Source organism: Marinobacter panjinensis, assembly GCF_005298175.1.
GTDB classification, from domain to species: Bacteria; Pseudomonadota; Gammaproteobacteria; order Pseudomonadales; family Oleiphilaceae; genus Marinobacter; species Marinobacter panjinensis.
On sequence record NZ_SZYH01000001.1, the window covers coordinates 384084 to 399008 of the forward strand.

A 14925-nucleotide genomic window follows, 5' to 3' on the forward strand; every position below is an offset into this window, starting at 1 on the left:
GCGCCTGGTCAAAGACAATGAGTATAGACGATAAGAAGGTCAAACGCCGGCGCTCAGCGCTTCGAGGCCGGCAACTCGAACCAGTTTTGTTGTCGGAGTTGCGGGACCTGATCGGTGACGAACGTATTGATTCGTCGTTGCGTGACCGCGATCGTTTGATCGAGCATCTGCATACAGTGCAGGACGATTACGGTTATCTCTCCATGCCCCACCTTCGCGCCTTGGCCTCCTTCATGAATCTGCCAATGGCCGCCATCTATGAAACGGCTACCTTTTACGCCCATTTCGATGTGGTTCACGACGAGCAAACGCCACCACCGGCAATAACCCTGCGTGTATGTGATTCGCTTTCGTGCCAACTGGCCGGCGCAGAGGCGTTGCATCAAGCGTTATTTGATGGGGCTGATCCCGAAACGGTGAGGGTACTGCGCGCGCCCTGCATGGGGCGCTGCGAAACTGCGCCCGTGGTAGCCGTTGGGCATCATCATGTGCTGAATGCCAACGCCCGGAATGTTGGGGCCGCGGTAGAGCAGCGACAGGTTCAGCCAGAGGAGATCTCCTGGCAACGTCTGTCGGATTATTGTTCGTCCGGTGGTTATCAATTGCTGGCCGATTGCCGTGAAGGGCGGGTGAACATTGAAGCGCTGAAGAAGGAACTCGAGCATGCTGGCCTGCGCGGCCTAGGCGGCGCCGGATTCCCCACCTTCCGCAAATGGCAGGCCGTACGGGCTGAGCCGGGGCCACGCTACGCGGTGATCAACGCCGACGAAGGTGAACCTGGCACTTTCAAGGATCGCTATTACCTGGAACGTGAACCCCACGGATTCCTCGAGGGCGCACTGGTTAGCGCCTGGGTGGTTGAGGCGAGGGCCCTATACATTTACCTGCGGGACGAGTATCCCGGGCTGCGCAGAGTGCTGACCGAAGCCATTGCCGAACTGGAAGCGGCCGAAATCGTCGCGCCGGGTTTTATCATCCTGCGCCGTGGCGCCGGGGCCTACATCTGTGGCGAGGAATCCGCACTGATCGAGTCCCTGGAGGGCAAACCCGGCAAACCTCGTCATCGTCCGCCGTTCGTTGCCCAGAAAGGACTGTTTGGCCAGCCCACCCTGGTGAACAACGTCGAGACCGTTTACTGGATTCCGCGCATCCACGCCCAGGGCGCCGACTGGTTCGCCAGCCAGGGGCGGCATGGTCGTCGCGGCCTCCGAAGCTTCTCGGTCTCCGGTCGGGTCGCGCGACCCGGGGTGCATGTCGCGCCTGCGGGCATCACCCTCAATGAGTTGATCGAGGAATACTGCGGTGGCATGGCCGAAGGGCATCGCCTGCTGGCCTATCTGCCCGGCGGGGCGTCCGGCGGAATACTGCCAGCCAGCAAAGCAGATATCCCGCTGGACTTCGACACTCTGCAAGAACATGGCTGCTTTATCGGCTCCGCCGCGGTGATCGTTCTGTCGGATCAGGACGATTTGGCCGCCGCGGCCTCCAACCTTTTGGGTTTTTTCGCGGATGAGTCCTGCGGGCAGTGCACTCCCTGCCGTGTGGGCACAGAGAAGATGCTCACGTTACTGGAACGCGATACCTGGGATGAGGAGACGCTCCAGCAGCTGGCCAGGGTGATGGCGGATGCTTCCATCTGCGGTCTGGGCCAGGCCGCACCCAATCCGGTACTGAGTCTGCTGCGAGACTTCCGCAGCGAACTCGCCCACAGCAACCTGATCGCCAAAGGTTAGGGGGAGGCAGCCATGAGCGATGCAACCACAAGCTTTACCCTGACACTCGACGACGTTGACGTTCAGGCCTACCCCGGCGAAACCCTGTGGCAGGTCGCCAAGCGCGCCGGTGAGACTATCCCGCACCTGTGCTTCAAAGACGTCCCAGGTTACCGCGCGGATGGCAATTGCCGCGCCTGCATGGTGGAAGTGGAGGGGGAGCGGGTGCTTGCTGCCAGCTGTATTCGCGAGGCAGCGCCCGGCATGGTGGTGCGAAGCGCAGCCTCCACCCGTGCCCAGGATGCCCGCAGAGCGGTGCTGGAATTGTTGCTGGCCGATCAGCCTGAACGAGCGCAAAGCCCGGACCAGTCCAGCCACCTGTGGCATACGGCGGATCAACTGGCCATCGATGCGGGTGCCGTGCGCCAGCGCCTCCCGGCCCTTTCAGAGCGCGACGAGCCCACGGTTCACCATGTTGCCCCGCGATCGGATTCGCTGGCCCATGCCCAGGGCCATGATGCCACTCATTCTGCCATGCACGTGAATCTGGATGCCTGCATCACCTGCGGCTTATGCGAGCGCGCCTGCCGTGAAGTGCAGGGCAACGACGTTATCGGCCTGGCGCACCGTGGTGCTGCGTCCAAGGTGGTGTTCGATTTCGATGACCCTATGGGAGACAGCACCTGCGTTGCCTGCGGCGAGTGTGTGCAGGCCTGCCCAACCGGGGCACTGATGCCCGCGACCCTGATCGATGCCCAGGGCCGCGGAGACTCCGCCACGGCCGATCGCACCGTGGATTCTGTTTGTCCTTATTGCGGGGTGGGCTGCCAACTGACCTATCACGTGAAAGACGAGCCTGCCAACGCCAAAGCAGGGGCAGGCGAGCACCGGGGGCGCATCCTTTTTGTTGAAGGCAGAGATGGGCCCTCGAACCAGGGCCGGCTCTGTGTGAAGGGCCGTTTCGGCTTCGACTATCCGTCGCACCCGGCGCGGCTCAGCCGGCCGCTGATCCGCCGGGAGGGCGTGCCCAAGGGGCTCGACCCCGACTTTGATCCGGCCAATCCGTTAACTCACTTCCGAGAGGCAAGCTGGGAAGAGGCACTGGATCTTGCGGCCAGCGGATTAACCCAACTTAAAACACAACACGGACCGGATGCGCTGGCCGGCTTCGGCAGCGCCAAGTGCTCCAACGAAGAAGCCTGGTTGTTCCAGAAACTGGTGCGTACCGGTTTCGGCTCCAATCACGTTGACCACTGCACGCGGCTTTGTCACGCCAGCTCCGTGGCAGCGCTGATGGAATGCCTGGGCTCTGGCGCCGTCACCGCCTCCTTCATGCAGGCGCTCGAGGCCGATGTGGTGATCCTTACCGGCTGCAATCCGGCGGTGAACCATCCGGTGGCCGCCACCTACTTCAAGCAGGCGGCACGAAACGGCACCAAGCTGATCATCATTGATCCCCGGGGCCAGGCGCTGGATGCCTATGCCTGGCGTAGCCTGCGTTTCTCGCCGGGCGGCGACGTGTCACTGTTTAACGCGATGCTCAATGTGATTATCAGCGAAGGGCTCTATGACCAGGCCTACATTGATGCCCACACCGAGGGCTTCGAGGCACTGGCCGCCAGTGTTGTGGATATGACACCGGAGGTGATGAGCCCGGTCTGCGGCGTTGAACCAGAGGTTATTCGCGAAGTGGCCCGCGCTTACGCGGAGGCCGACAGAGCGATGATTTTCTGGGGCATGGGGATTTCCCAGCACGTGCACGGTACCGACAACGCCCGCTGCCTTATTTCCCTGGCACTGGCATGTGGCCATACCGGCCGGCCCGGCACCGGCCTGCATCCTTTGCGCGGGCAAAACAACGTGCAGGGCGCATCCGACGCTGGCTTGATCCCCATGGTACTGCCGGACTACCAACCGGTAGGAGACGCCCAGCTGCGCGCTGCCTTCGAAGAACTATGGAACACCGAACTGGACCCGGAGCCCGGGCTCACCGTTGTGGAGATTATGGACGCGATCACGGCGGGCACGATCAAGGGCATGTATATCCTCGGCGAGAACCCCGCGATGTCTGACCCGGATCTGACACACGCCCGGGCCGCGCTCGGTTCCCTGGAGCACCTGGTGGTGCAGGACCTGTTCGTCACCGAGACCGCCCAGTTTGCCGACGTTATCCTGCCTGCCGCCGCCTGGTCGGAAAAAACAGGCACCGTCACCAACACCAACCGGCAGGTGCAAATGGGCCGTGCCGCGCTGCCGCCGCCAGGAGAGGCAAAGCCCGACTGGTGGATTATCCAGGAAATTGCACGGCGTTTCGGGCTGGGTTGGAATTATGCCGGCCCCGAGCAAGTGTTTGCCGAGATGAAGCAGGGTATGCATTCACTGGATCATATCTCCTGGTCCCGCCTGGAACGCGAAGGATCGGTGACCTATCCATGTCCGGCCGACGACGCCCCAGGGCAGGACGTTGTCTTCTCGGATGCCTTTCCACGTGCCGGGGGCCGGGCCAGGTTCTCTCCAACCCGGCCGCTGCCGCCGGACGAGCCAGTGGATGAAGCCTATCCCATCGTGTTACTCACCGGTCGATTACTTGAGCACTGGCACACCGGCGCCATGACCCGTCGCAGCCGGGTACTGGATGAGCGGGAGCCCGAAGCTGCGGCCTACCTGGCACCGGCGGAGTTGGCGCGCCTGGGCGTCGAAGCGGGTGATGCTATCGACGTTGTCACCCGGCGCGGCAGCATCACCCTGACGGCGCGGGTGGATCAGACAATGGCCGAAGGCATGGTGTTCGTTCCCTTCGCCTTCGTGGAGGCGGCCGCCAACATTCTCACCAACCCGGCGCTGGACCCGGACGGGAAGATTCCGGAGTTCAAGTACGCAGCATGCCGGTTGAGCCCGGCCTGGCTTCCGAAGTAGACCGTCTCATCCAGAAGTTACTGATAGGGTGTCCAGTCCTGCATGCTGAGCTCAAACTCCCCAGCCTGCCGCCCGGAGACAAACAGGCTCACTGATGCCAGTTGACTGGTTTTCAGTGGCTCTGCCTCTGGCACCGTCCGGCCTCGCCAGGTAGGCACGAAATCACTGAACGGAAGCCGAATGCGGGTCCACTTTCCGGTCTCAGGCGTGAAGCTTTGCTGGTACACAATGCTGCGCCTGTCTGTGCTGTTGCGAAGCCCGATCTTGTAGGTCTTGCCGTCGCCCAGGGCAAGAAGTTCGATGCCGGTGTACTGAGAGGCATCGAAAGGTTCCGGCAGGTCCGCTTTGACGGAGGCAAATCCGCCGCCGTTATCCAGTCGGACAATACCGTGAAAGATGCCAACGCCGTCCTCTGAGCGAACAACGGTGCCGTCAGATTGCCCACCCATCACTCGGTCACCGAGGGGCTGCCAGATGAACTGGCTTGGGTTCGGACTGAACGAAACAAGTGTCGGGGTTTGTTTGGCGTTTCCGGAAATATCACGGCTTTGCATAAGGTTACCTCTGCTAGCGACGGACCGGCGCCATGCCCAGGTGAGGCGCCCTTTGAGGCGGCATAGGCTATGGAGCTGCCAATGCCAGCGAGACCGGCTAGATCGTCTTCAGCCAGCTTGCGACCGCCTGACCGATCTCTACCGGTGAGTCTTCCTGGATGAAATGCAGCCCCTTTACAGTGACTTCCTGCTGGTTCGGCCAACTACGACAGAATTCGCGTTGTGCCCCGATCAGGATGGAGCCCGGGCCGGCATTGATGGAACATATTGCGGTTGAGGATCATTCCTCAGGATAGGCGATTTGCTTGCCGTTTACATCGGCAAATTTTTTCTCATAGGGCATGGTTTCAGACAGCATGAAATGATCTCCTCAGGATCAGGCTTCAGGACGAAGCGGGGAAGGCCGTTTGACAAAAACTTTGACGCTCAGTTGTTTGGCCACTAGTTTGATCAATTAAAGCACAACAATGAAGCGTGATGATGTGCGGCTGATGTCGCGCAGGGTACCGACAACAACAACCATGAATGAGCGGCCCGGATGGGAATATTCCGGCGCCACAGGGAGGGGACATGAAGATAAACACGAAGCACCTGACCGCAATTATGCTCTGCGTAGTAATCGGAAACGCCCAGGCGGAGACGAATTGGGATATGCCAACGCCTTACGGTGATTCCAACTTCCACACCGTCAACATTCGCGAGTTTGCTGAAGACGTGAAAGAAGCCACCAATGGTGAGCTCAATATAACGGTTCACAGCAGTGGTTCCCTTATCAAGCATCCTGAAATCAAGAACTCTGTTCGCCGTGGCCTTGTACCCATCGGTGAGCTGATCATGTCCCGGCTGGCCAATGAGGATCCGCTGTTCGAAGCGGATTCGGTTCCCTATCTGGCCAGCGACTACGATGAAGCCTGGGAACTCTGGCAGGCATCCCGGGATATGCTGGCAGAGCGCCTTGAACGCCAGCGCCTGAAATTGCTGTTTGCCGTGCCCTGGCCGCCGCAAGGCATTTATACGGAGTTCCTGGTGGAAACCGGCGATGAGCTCGAGGGTGTGAAGATGCGCGCCTACAACAAATCTAGCGAACGCCTGGCCGAGCTCTTCGGTGCGGTCCCGACTCAGGTAGAAGTACCGGATATTCCGGTGGCGTTTGGCACCGGTCGGGTCGACGCTATGATCACATCCCCGTCAACCGGCGCCAATACGCGGGCCTGGGATTATCTGAGCCACTTCAACCATGCTCAACTGTGGTTGCCGAAAAACATGGTTATCGTCAACGCCAAGAGTTTCGATGCGCTTCCCGAGTCCGCTCAAAAAGCTATTGAAACGGCCGCCGCTGAAGCCGAGAAGCGGGGATGGGAGGCCAGCAAGGCCGAGACAGATGCCAAGATCAAAATCATGGAAGAAAACGGCATTGTCGTGACCGAGCCCAGCGACGCACTGGTCGAGCGCCTGAAGGAAGTTGGTGAGACAATGGAGCAGGAATGGCTGGAGCGTGCCGGTGACGACGGTAAGGAGCTGCTGGAAGCCTATCGCGCCCGCTAGTTGTCGGATAGTCAGGAAAAACAACCCGGAGCATATCCATGCGCAGGTTTCTGGACTCTCTGTATCGATTCGGCGGCTACCTCTCGGCACTGCAGCTGGCGGCTATCATGGCAATGGTGGTGCTCCAGGTGTCCGGGCGGGTTCTCGACGAAGCCCTGCAGGCCCTGGGAATGAAATCTCTGGGCCTGCAGATACCGGGTCTGGCGGAACTCGCGGGTTTTCTGTTGCTCGGGGCCACCTTCACCGGGCTGGCCTATACATTGATGGTTGGCGGGCATATACGGGTTGACCTGTTGCACAGGGCGCTTCCGGAGAGTATTCAGAAAGCCCTGGACGTTCTGGTGACAGTAACCGCTTCGGCGATCACCGGATTCGCCATCTGGTACAGCATCCTGCTGGCCTATGACAGCTATGACTATGGTGATCTTTCCATTGGCATGGTTCCGGTGCCACTCTGGATACCGCAAGCCGTGATGGTGGTCGGGCTCATCTGGCTTCTGGTTGCCTTGCTCGATGTCTTGGTCGGGCTGATCACTGGTCGCATCCCCCATATCAAAGACCAGGCCCCGATGGAGTAGAACCATGGACATGATCTGGATGAGCCTTGCGCTCCTGGTCGGGCTCCTGATTCTGCTCGCAGCAGGGCTTTGGGTGGCTTTTGCTCTGACGGCAACCGGCCTGGCTGCACTGTATTTCCTCAGCAACATTCCGATAGGCCAGAGCCTGTCGACCTCGTTTTACGGAGCCAGCGCCTCCTGGGAGCTGGCTGCGCTGCCCATGTTTATCTGGATGGGGGAGGTGCTTTTTCGATCCCGGCTCTCGGAGGAGATGTTCAACGGTATTGCCCCTTGGGTGGGTCGCATTCCGGGCCGACTTCTTCATACCAACATTATCGGTTGTGGTATCTTCGCTGCGATATCCGGTTCGTCGGCGGCAACCGCGGCAACCATCGGAAAGATGTCAATTCCAGAGCTCACCGGGCGAGGCTATGATCGCAAGCAGGTTCTGGGCACTCTTGCCGGATCAGCCACCCTTGGCCTGCTGATTCCCCCATCGATAATCCTCATCGTGTACGGCGTTGCCACCGAGCAATCCATTGCCAGGCTGTTCGTGGCGGGCATTCTGCCGGGGTTGCTGTTAATGGTGATGTTCGCGGGCTATGTCGGTATCTGGTCCGGGATGAATCCCTCCGGCGTGCCCGCTGATGAAGAAGAATCCTTGCCGCTGGCGGAGAAGTTTCGCCGCAGCAAGCCGCTGATCCCGGTGGTGTTGCTGATTGTCGGTATCATCGGCTCTATCTATGCGGGATTGGCATCACCAACGGAATCGGCCGCGGTGGGTGTTGCCCTGGCGCACCTGCTGTCCTGGCGGGGCGGTTCCCTGAGCTGGGCGACCTGTATGGAAGCCCTGATGGGCACGGTGAAAACCTCCACCATGATCGCTTTCATTCTCGTGGGCGCCCACTTTCTGACGGTATCCATGGGTTTTACCGGCATTCCACGGGAGCTGGCAACCTGGATCAATACACTGTCACTCTCCCCCTACATGCTGCTCCTGGCACTGACGGCATTTTTCATTCTTCTGGGCTGCTTTCTCGATGGTATTTCCGTTGTGGTGCTGACGACTTCGGTGATCCTGCCGATGGTACAAGCCGCCGGGATTGACCTGATGTGGTTTGGAATCTACCTGGTGATTGTGGTGGAAATGAGCCAGATAACGCCTCCGGTGGGGTTCAACCTGTTTGTGATCCAGGGGCTTACCGGTGACAACATTATCCGGATTGCGCTGGCCGCGTTGCCTTATTTCCTGCTGCTGCTTGCCGGGGTGTTCCTTATCACCATTTTTCCGGAAATTGTCACCTATCTGCCCGGCAAAATGGGGAATTGACCGACCAAACCCTACTATACTCAGGCAAACGTCTGTCAGCCGTGTCAGGAGCATTGATCATGAAGCCAGAATTCCCCGGACTACCCCAGTTGCTGCTGGAAAAAGACCAGTCTGTACCCGCTTCCTGGGATCTTGATCCAGGTGAGGGTGTTCTAATTCTGGTGCCCGAAGACGACCGGGAGGCCATAGACCATACACCCTGGTCTGATTTCCTGGAAAAGCGCCTTTCTGCGTATCCGGAAACCGCCAATCCCGTGTTTTTGTCCACGCCTGATGGCGGGCGAGCCGCCGTTGTGTTCGTACCGGAACGCCTGCAGGCATTCAAAGCCCTGACTCTGTCGCGAAAGGTGATCGGCCCCCTGATTGCTGAACGGCTGGAGGAGGTCAATGTTATTTCCCTGCTGGATGACGATGAATCTTCATGTGCCATGGCCGAAGCCATTGTGGCGGCCGCACACGCAGCCCTTTTCCAACTGCCCAGAATTACGGGAAAACCTCCTGAATCAAACGCCCTGCGGGCAATCCGTTTCTTCGGGGCGTTTGAAGAGGCGGACTTTGAATACGCTGAGGCAACCGCTGAAGGCAATAATCTTGCTCGCTGGTTAACGCATCTTCCGGGAAATTATCTGACGCCCGGCATCTATCGGGAGTTTGCCGAGTCACTCGCCAGACAGGAAGGTTGGGACGCGCAGTTCCATGACTGCGATAAACTGGAAGAGTTGGGCGCTGGTGCCTTTCTCTCAGTCGTCGCGGCCAGCCCGGTCAGGGACGCCGGCATTCTTCACCTGAAATACCGCCCCCCCGGGGTTGAGAGGAGGCCCCTCGCTCTGGTCGGTAAAGGGATCTGTTTCGATACCGGCGGAAGCAACCTGAAAGTGGGCGGAAGCATGCTGGGCATGCATGGGGATATGCAGGGTAGTGCTGTCGCACTTGGCGCCTTTCTCGCCATTACCCGCCTGAAATTCGACCAGCCGGTGGATTGCTGGCTGGCTTTGGCGGAGAACCACATCGGATCCCGGGCGGTCAAATGCAACGATGTGATTACTGCTCTGGATGGCACGACCATTGAGCTGATCAATACCGATGCGGAGGGCCGAATGGTGCTTTCGGATACCCTGGCCCTCGTATGCCGGGAAAAACCCCGTGCCATTATTGATTATGCGACGCTGACTGGTGGCGTGGTGGCGGCTCTGGGCCAGCGAATGGCCGGCGCGATAACGAATCGTCGGGAGTGGGTCGAGCCGATTATCCAGGCCGGTGAGCGTTGTGGAGAACGGGTGTGGCCTTTCCCGTACGAGGATGATTACGATGAGGATCTGAAATCTAAAGTCGCCGATACGTTGCAGTGCAGAACTACCGGTCCAGGCGATCATATCTATGCAGCCCGCCTGCTGGGTCGGTTCGTTGACAAGGATATCGGCTGGGTTCATGTAGACATGGCATCGTCCGGCACACACACCGGCGGGCTGGCTCACATACCCACAGACGTCCAGGGATTCGGGGTACGCTTTGGGGTGGAGTGGCTTCAAAAGGTAGCCAGTGAGTGACGCAGGCGTATGGGGAAACTTGCCGGTCAGGTCTTACCTTCCTCAGCCAGCGCAATCAGGTCTGCCCGGATGTCTTCAACACTCAGTTCAGGCCTGAACAGCAGGCGAGCGTCGCCCTCACGGTCGAATACGTAAACAGCGCCGCTGTGGGAGACGTTGTAGTTGCCTTCTTCGTCCGGATCGTCGTAGCCGAAGGTGGTGCGGTAGCGCTTGCTCAGTTCTCGCAATGCCTTTTCTTCGCCGGTAAGACCGATGGCCCTCTCACTGAAGAAATCCACGTAGCTGCCAATGCGCTCCGGCGTGTCCCGTCGTGGGTCCACGCTGACGAAGACGATCCGGGTGTCGTCCTGCAGTTCGTCGGGCATGTCCTTGACGGCACGGGAGAGCTTCTGGAGCGTTGCGGGGCAGACGTCAGGGCAGGAGGTGAAGCCGAAGAACAGCATGCGGATCTCACCGTCGGTGTCATCGGCGGTGAGGGTATCACCGGAGGTATCTGTCAGCTCGAACGCCAGTTCCGGCATCAGGCCGCTGATGTCCTTGCCATGCCAGGATCCGTCATCGCTGAAACAGCCCGCCAGGATCACCGTTGAGATAACCACGGCAGCGATTGGCAGCATGTTGAGCAAACGTGAACGGAACTGGATAGTCATGAATGGGTTGCCTTCAGTTTTTCGGAATAGGGGGATACTTTGCCATCCTCCCGCATGGCGCGGCGAAGGATGATCAGTATGCCGAGAATGCTCATCATTGCCGGTGGAATCCAGGTGAGCAGCCCGCCCAGAAGCTGATCGGTCTCCGGCGCCATCGGCCAGGCGCGACCGCACACTTCGTAAACGTCGTACACCATGCCTCTGGAGAACACGATGGTGGCGCCAAGCACCATCTGCGGTATCGCCACCAGCGCCAGCAACAGGATGCGTTTACCATAGCCCAGAGCATCGCTGGTAACGGGTGAGCGGGGGTCAAAGATCAGCCACCAGAACAACAGGCCGTCCAGCAGCATGCTCCAGTTCATGATCCAGTAGAGATCGCGGCTGAGCATGGCGTCGAAATGGATCGGTGGCCAGAGCCAGAAGTAAATGAGGCCCACGAACAGGAAGGATGCAATGGCCGGGTGCTGAAGAAAACGGTATACCCATCCTAACGGCACCAGTGCGCGCCGGATACCGGGCTTGATCCGGCTGTAGAGAAAACGCATCACCGGCAGGGGGTTGGACAGCGCAATCAGGAATGGCCCCAGGTGGTGGAGGATCAGGTGCTGGCCCCGGTGAACGAAGAACATGTACTGGGAGTAGTAATCAAACCGGGTCTGCATGACGCCGTAGCAAATCATGACCCCGAACACGAACACCAGTATCCGGCCACTGCCAGGACGGTCTTCCTCGGGCATTCTGAGCAGCCCATAACCATAGAGCCCCAGCACGAGCACAAAGCCCAGTATCGTCACTGGTGAGAAATCGTAAGGTATCAGATAGTCTACGGCGGACATCGGGCGTGCCTTAATGCGCTGGCGCGGTGCCAGGGAATTGTTGTTGGAGCAGGTTCAGAGTTTTACCGGACTGGCGGTTAAATTCAAGCGATTGTTGGGTTACGGGTGTTATTGAGGATACCCGGTGATATCCCGTATTTTCCGATACAGCGGTTGCAGTTGCGGGTACATCTTCAGGTAGACCTCCCGGTAAAGGCGCTCGTACAACAGCCGGGATTCTTCCCGTGGATGAAATACATCGCCCACACGGGTCATGGCCGCAACCGCGGTTGCAAAATCCGGATGCAGGCCCAGGCCGACAGCGGCGTCGATAGCTGCGCCCAGGCCGGAGGTTTCGTAGGTATGGGGCCGTTCTGCCGGCAGCCCGAAGACGTCAGCGGTCAGTTGCATGGCCGCGTCGCTCTGGGAGCCACCCCCGGCCACACGGAGCTTGCGAATGGGAACGCCACTGCGCTTCTCGATGCGCTCCTTGCCTTCCCGCAACGCGTAGGCCAACCCTTCCAGAATGGCACGATAGATGTGGGAGCGGGTGTGGACATCGCCGAAGCCGATGATGGAGCCTTTTGCCTCCGGCCCCGGCTGGCGAACGCCCGGCGACCAGTAAGGTTGTAGCATCAGGCCCATGGAACCCGGTGGCACCGCCCGGACCAGTTCGTCGAATAACACCTCCGGTTCAATGCCTTTCTGTTTTGCCAGTTTCTGTTCCCTCAGGCCGAATTCCCGTTTGAACCAGCTCACCATCCAGAAGCCCCGGTAGATCATCACTTCTGTGGAATAGTGACCGGGCAGGGCGGATGGGTAGGGCGGCATCATCCGTACCGGTTCGACATAGCGTTTACTGGTGGTGTTGATCGTCGCTGTGGTGCCGTAACTCATGCAGCCGACTTCCGGGCTCAGGCCACCCGAGCCAAGGATCTCACAGGCTTTGTCCGAGGCTGCCGCAATCACCGGCAAGGTTTTGGGCAGTCCCAGGTGGGTCGCGGCGTCTGTGGTCAGCTCGCCGATCCGGTCGCCGGGTCTGACCAGTTCCGGCAGCATCTCCGGTTTGACCGGCATGGTCTGCCATTTGAAATCACGCTTGCCGGCCCAGCGGTGGCGTTTGTAGTCAAAGGGGATATAGCCCACCTGGCTGCCCACAGAGTCACGGAACTCGCCGGTCAGGCGGAAATTAAGATACCCGGAAAGCAGCAGGAAATGGCGTGTTCTGGCCCAGATTTCCGGCTGGTTCTGGGCTATCCAGTTGGCCTGGGTTTTCTCGCGGAAACGGTCGACGGTGGGCTCCAGGCGCAGCAGCTTGAACAGCCAGCCCCAGGGGCCTGTCACGGGGCCTTCCACTTTGGCGTGGCGCTGGTCCAGCCAGATGATGGCCGGCCTCAGGGGTTCGCCGTTTTCGTCCAGATTGATGACCGTTCCACGCTGGGTGGTCACCGTAACACCAGCCACCTGGTCGGGATCGGCGGTGGTGTTCTGCCACAGCAGTGCGCATGCCTTGCCCAGGGCCTCCCAGAAGTAGTCCGGGTGCTGTTCCGCCCAGCCAGGCTGCTCGGAAAAGTAGGGCTCGATGTCTTGCTTGCCTTTGCCCACCAGATTTCCACAGGTGTCGAATAACAGCGCTCGAACGCTCTGGGTGCCGTTGTCGATGGCCAGAATCAGGGCTTCTTTGGGGCTCATGTTGCCTCGCGGCCTGTTTCGGGCACTGAGTAACTGGCCCGCCAGATACCAAGATAACGTTCCTGCTCGCGTACCCAGAGGTTGTCGTCCCAGCCCAGGATTGGTTGGCAGACCTTGCGAATTTGCGGTAACAGTTCCTCGCCACCGGATGGCAGAATCAGGCCGAGCCGTGTACGGCGAAGCAGCAAATCATCCAGATGGACGACACCGGTGTTAGCGGCGGCCCAGGTGAGCTCTGCCCACAGGGTGTCCGACGGTGCGATGGTGTCATGAGAGCCGGCATTCAAAATCTCACCCAGTGCCGGTCCATAGAAACCTTTCAGCCGCTCCCAGTTCCGGTGACTGATGCCTTGTGGTCTTTCCAGGTCGGTTGGCGGGGAGAAAACGCGAGCGCCATTGTCCCTGATCGAGAACCCCGGCATCTGGTTTTGCGCCCGCTCAAGCACCTCTCGTGCAATGAGCCGGAAGGTGGTGAGTTTGCCACCTGCAATACTGATTAGCCCATTGTCTGACCAGACAACATGCTCACGGTTTTCTTTCGAGGGTTTTACCCGCTTTCCGTCCGTGTTCTGTTCGCTGACAACCGGTCGCACGCCGGCCCAGGTCGCGATGACGTCCCTTTCGATGATGGCACTGGCGGGAAACAGGGTGTCCGAGATCTGCAACAGATACTCCAGCTCTTCCCGGGTGATGGCCGGCTCTTCGGAAAGGCTGTGTTCATGATCAAGATCGGTGGTGCCCAGAACCGTCGTGCCCTGCCATGGAAACGCGAACACCGGGCGTCGGTCTTGCGGATGAAACAGGGACACTGAACAGGAAACAGGCAGTCTGTTGAAAGGCAGAACCAGGTGGCTGCCCCGCAGTGGCCTTATGCGGGCTTTGCTGTCGTCAGCCTGCTGGAGCTGTCGCGCCCAGGCGCCGGTGGCATTGATAATCAGTGGAGTGCTGACGGTGAACGTCTGTCCTTCCGTTCCTTTGTCGCGCAGCTCAAGGCCGGTTACGGCCGCGCTGTCGCCGTCACGAAGAACCGACTCTGCCTGAAGATAATTCAGGCACAGGGCGCCATCGGCCTCGGCCTCTTCAATCACCCGCTGCACCAACCGGGAATCGTCAGTGACGGCATCGGTAAACCCGCTGGCGGCTAACAGGTTGTCGGTTGCCAATCCGGGTACCCACTGCAGCGTTTCGGCCGGTGACAGTCTTTGTCGTGAAGGCGTGCGTGCGATTTTGTCGTAAACCCGCAACAGAATCTGGAACAGCCGGGGCCCTGGAAACTGTTTGCGGTAATGGGGCATGACAAATCGCAGTGGGTCGATCAGTCCCGGTGCCTCCGCCATCAGCCGGTCCCGTTCCCGCACGGCGTCTTTGGTGAGATTGAACTGGCCACTGCCCAGGTAGCGCAGGCCACCGTGAACCATTTTCGAGGAGCGGCTGGAGGTGCCCCAGGAGAAGTCATTCTGTTCCACCAGCAGCGTACGCAGGCCGCTGCCTGCCGCTTCCCGGGCAACACCGGCACCGGTGATACCGCCGCCAATCACGACTATATCAAACTCAGAATGGCCGTTCTGGAGCTGTTCCAGCTTCTGCGCACGGGTCAGTGACAT

At 59.6% G+C, this 14925-nt stretch carries 11 protein-coding genes; 6 read left to right on the forward strand and 5 right to left on the reverse strand.

The genetic code is table 11. From position 1 onward, the window contains the following. The first annotated feature begins 17 nt into the window (after positions 1–17). A complete protein-coding gene (locus tag FDP08_RS01760; protein WP_137434323.1) occupies positions 18–1733 on the forward strand; it encodes an NADH-ubiquinone oxidoreductase-F iron-sulfur binding region domain-containing protein in 1716 nt (571 codons plus the stop codon). Positions 1734–1745: 12 nt separating this feature from the next. After that, positions 1746–4628, forward strand: a complete 2883-nt coding sequence (gene fdhF / locus FDP08_RS01765; protein ID WP_137434324.1) for a formate dehydrogenase subunit alpha — start codon at positions 1746–1748, stop codon at positions 4626–4628. Between the two features lie 17 nt (positions 4629–4645). Here the strand turns inward: fdhF and FDP08_RS01770 are convergent, their stop codons facing one another. Beyond that, entirely contained in the window at positions 4646–5182 is a 537-nt protein-coding gene (locus tag FDP08_RS01770) for a CIA30 family protein (RefSeq protein WP_137434325.1), read from the reverse strand. A 570-nt stretch (positions 5183–5752) separates the two neighbouring features. Between FDP08_RS01770 and FDP08_RS01780 the strand changes: the two genes are divergently transcribed. From FDP08_RS01780 to FDP08_RS01795, 4 genes are read left to right on the forward strand one after another with little or no spacing between them, the layout of a single operon-like run. After that, positions 5753–6727: a TRAP transporter substrate-binding protein gene (locus tag FDP08_RS01780; protein ID WP_170978953.1), complete on the forward strand. Its 975-nt coding sequence runs from the start codon at positions 5753–5755 to the stop codon at positions 6725–6727. A gap of 38 nt (positions 6728–6765) precedes the next feature. Beyond that, complete coding sequence (locus tag FDP08_RS01785; protein WP_137434327.1) at positions 6766–7305, forward strand: TRAP transporter small permease; 540 nt, start codon at positions 6766–6768, stop codon at positions 7303–7305. Positions 7306–7309: 4 nt separating this feature from the next. Then, positions 7310–8614 (forward strand): TRAP transporter large permease, encoded by a 1305-nt coding sequence (locus FDP08_RS01790; RefSeq protein WP_137434328.1) that lies wholly within the window; start codon positions 7310–7312, stop codon positions 8612–8614. A 59-nt stretch (positions 8615–8673) separates the two neighbouring features. Continuing rightward, the gene (locus FDP08_RS01795; RefSeq protein WP_137434329.1) at positions 8674–10161 is read left to right on the forward strand and encodes a M17 family metallopeptidase; all 1488 of its coding nucleotides are present in this window, start codon (positions 8674–8676) and stop codon (positions 10159–10161) included. A gap of 26 nt (positions 10162–10187) precedes the next feature. On the opposite strand, the gene FDP08_RS01800 is transcribed toward FDP08_RS01795, so the two are convergent. The 4 genes from FDP08_RS01800 to FDP08_RS01815 form a co-directional block, all read right to left on the reverse strand. Next, positions 10188–10811, reverse strand: a complete 624-nt coding sequence (locus FDP08_RS01800; RefSeq protein WP_137434330.1) for an SCO family protein — start codon at positions 10809–10811, stop codon at positions 10188–10190. After that, complete coding sequence (locus FDP08_RS01805; RefSeq protein ID WP_137434331.1) at positions 10808–11650, reverse strand: cytochrome c oxidase assembly protein; 843 nt, start codon at positions 11648–11650, stop codon at positions 10808–10810. The genes FDP08_RS01800 and FDP08_RS01805 overlap by 4 nt, the downstream gene beginning before the upstream one ends. A 108-nt stretch (positions 11651–11758) precedes the next feature. Beyond that, the gene (locus FDP08_RS01810) at positions 11759–13321 is read right to left on the reverse strand and encodes an FGGY-family carbohydrate kinase (protein ID WP_137434332.1); all 1563 of its coding nucleotides are present in this window, start codon (positions 13319–13321) and stop codon (positions 11759–11761) included. Continuing rightward, positions 13318–14925, reverse strand: a complete 1608-nt coding sequence (locus FDP08_RS01815; protein ID WP_137434333.1) for a glycerol-3-phosphate dehydrogenase/oxidase — start codon at positions 14923–14925, stop codon at positions 13318–13320. Before FDP08_RS01815 ends, FDP08_RS01810 begins: the two co-directional genes overlap by 4 nt.

Excerpts from the sequence above, each read along its gene's own strand:
- fdhF (WP_137434324.1), top strand. The coding sequence starts at position 1,746 with ATGAGCGATGCAACCACAAGCTTTACCCTGACACTCGACGACGTTGAC.
- FDP08_RS01800 (WP_137434330.1), bottom strand. The coding sequence starts at position 10,811 with ATGACTATCCAGTTCCGTTCACGTTTGCTCAACATGCTGCCAATCGCT.
- FDP08_RS01785 (WP_137434327.1), top strand. The coding sequence starts at position 6,766 with ATGCGCAGGTTTCTGGACTCTCTGTATCGATTCGGCGGCTACCTCTCG.
- FDP08_RS01790 (WP_137434328.1), top strand. The coding sequence starts at position 7,310 with ATGGACATGATCTGGATGAGCCTTGCGCTCCTGGTCGGGCTCCTGATT.
- FDP08_RS01805 (WP_137434331.1), bottom strand. The coding sequence starts at position 11,650 with ATGTCCGCCGTAGACTATCTGATACCTTACGATTTCTCACCAGTGACG.
- FDP08_RS01770 (WP_137434325.1), bottom strand. The coding sequence starts at position 5,182 with ATGCAAAGCCGTGATATTTCCGGAAACGCCAAACAAACCCCGACACTT.
- FDP08_RS01760 (WP_137434323.1), top strand. The coding sequence starts at position 18 with ATGAGTATAGACGATAAGAAGGTCAAACGCCGGCGCTCAGCGCTTCGA.
- FDP08_RS01795 (WP_137434329.1), top strand. The coding sequence starts at position 8,674 with ATGAAGCCAGAATTCCCCGGACTACCCCAGTTGCTGCTGGAAAAAGAC.
- FDP08_RS01810 (WP_137434332.1), bottom strand. The coding sequence starts at position 13,321 with ATGAGCCCCAAAGAAGCCCTGATTCTGGCCATCGACAACGGCACCCAG.
- FDP08_RS01815 (WP_137434333.1), bottom strand. The coding sequence starts at position 14,925 with ATGTCACTGACCCGTGCGCAGAAGCTGGAACAGCTCCAGAACGGCCAT.
- FDP08_RS01780 (WP_170978953.1), top strand. The coding sequence starts at position 5,753 with ATGAAGATAAACACGAAGCACCTGACCGCAATTATGCTCTGCGTAGTA.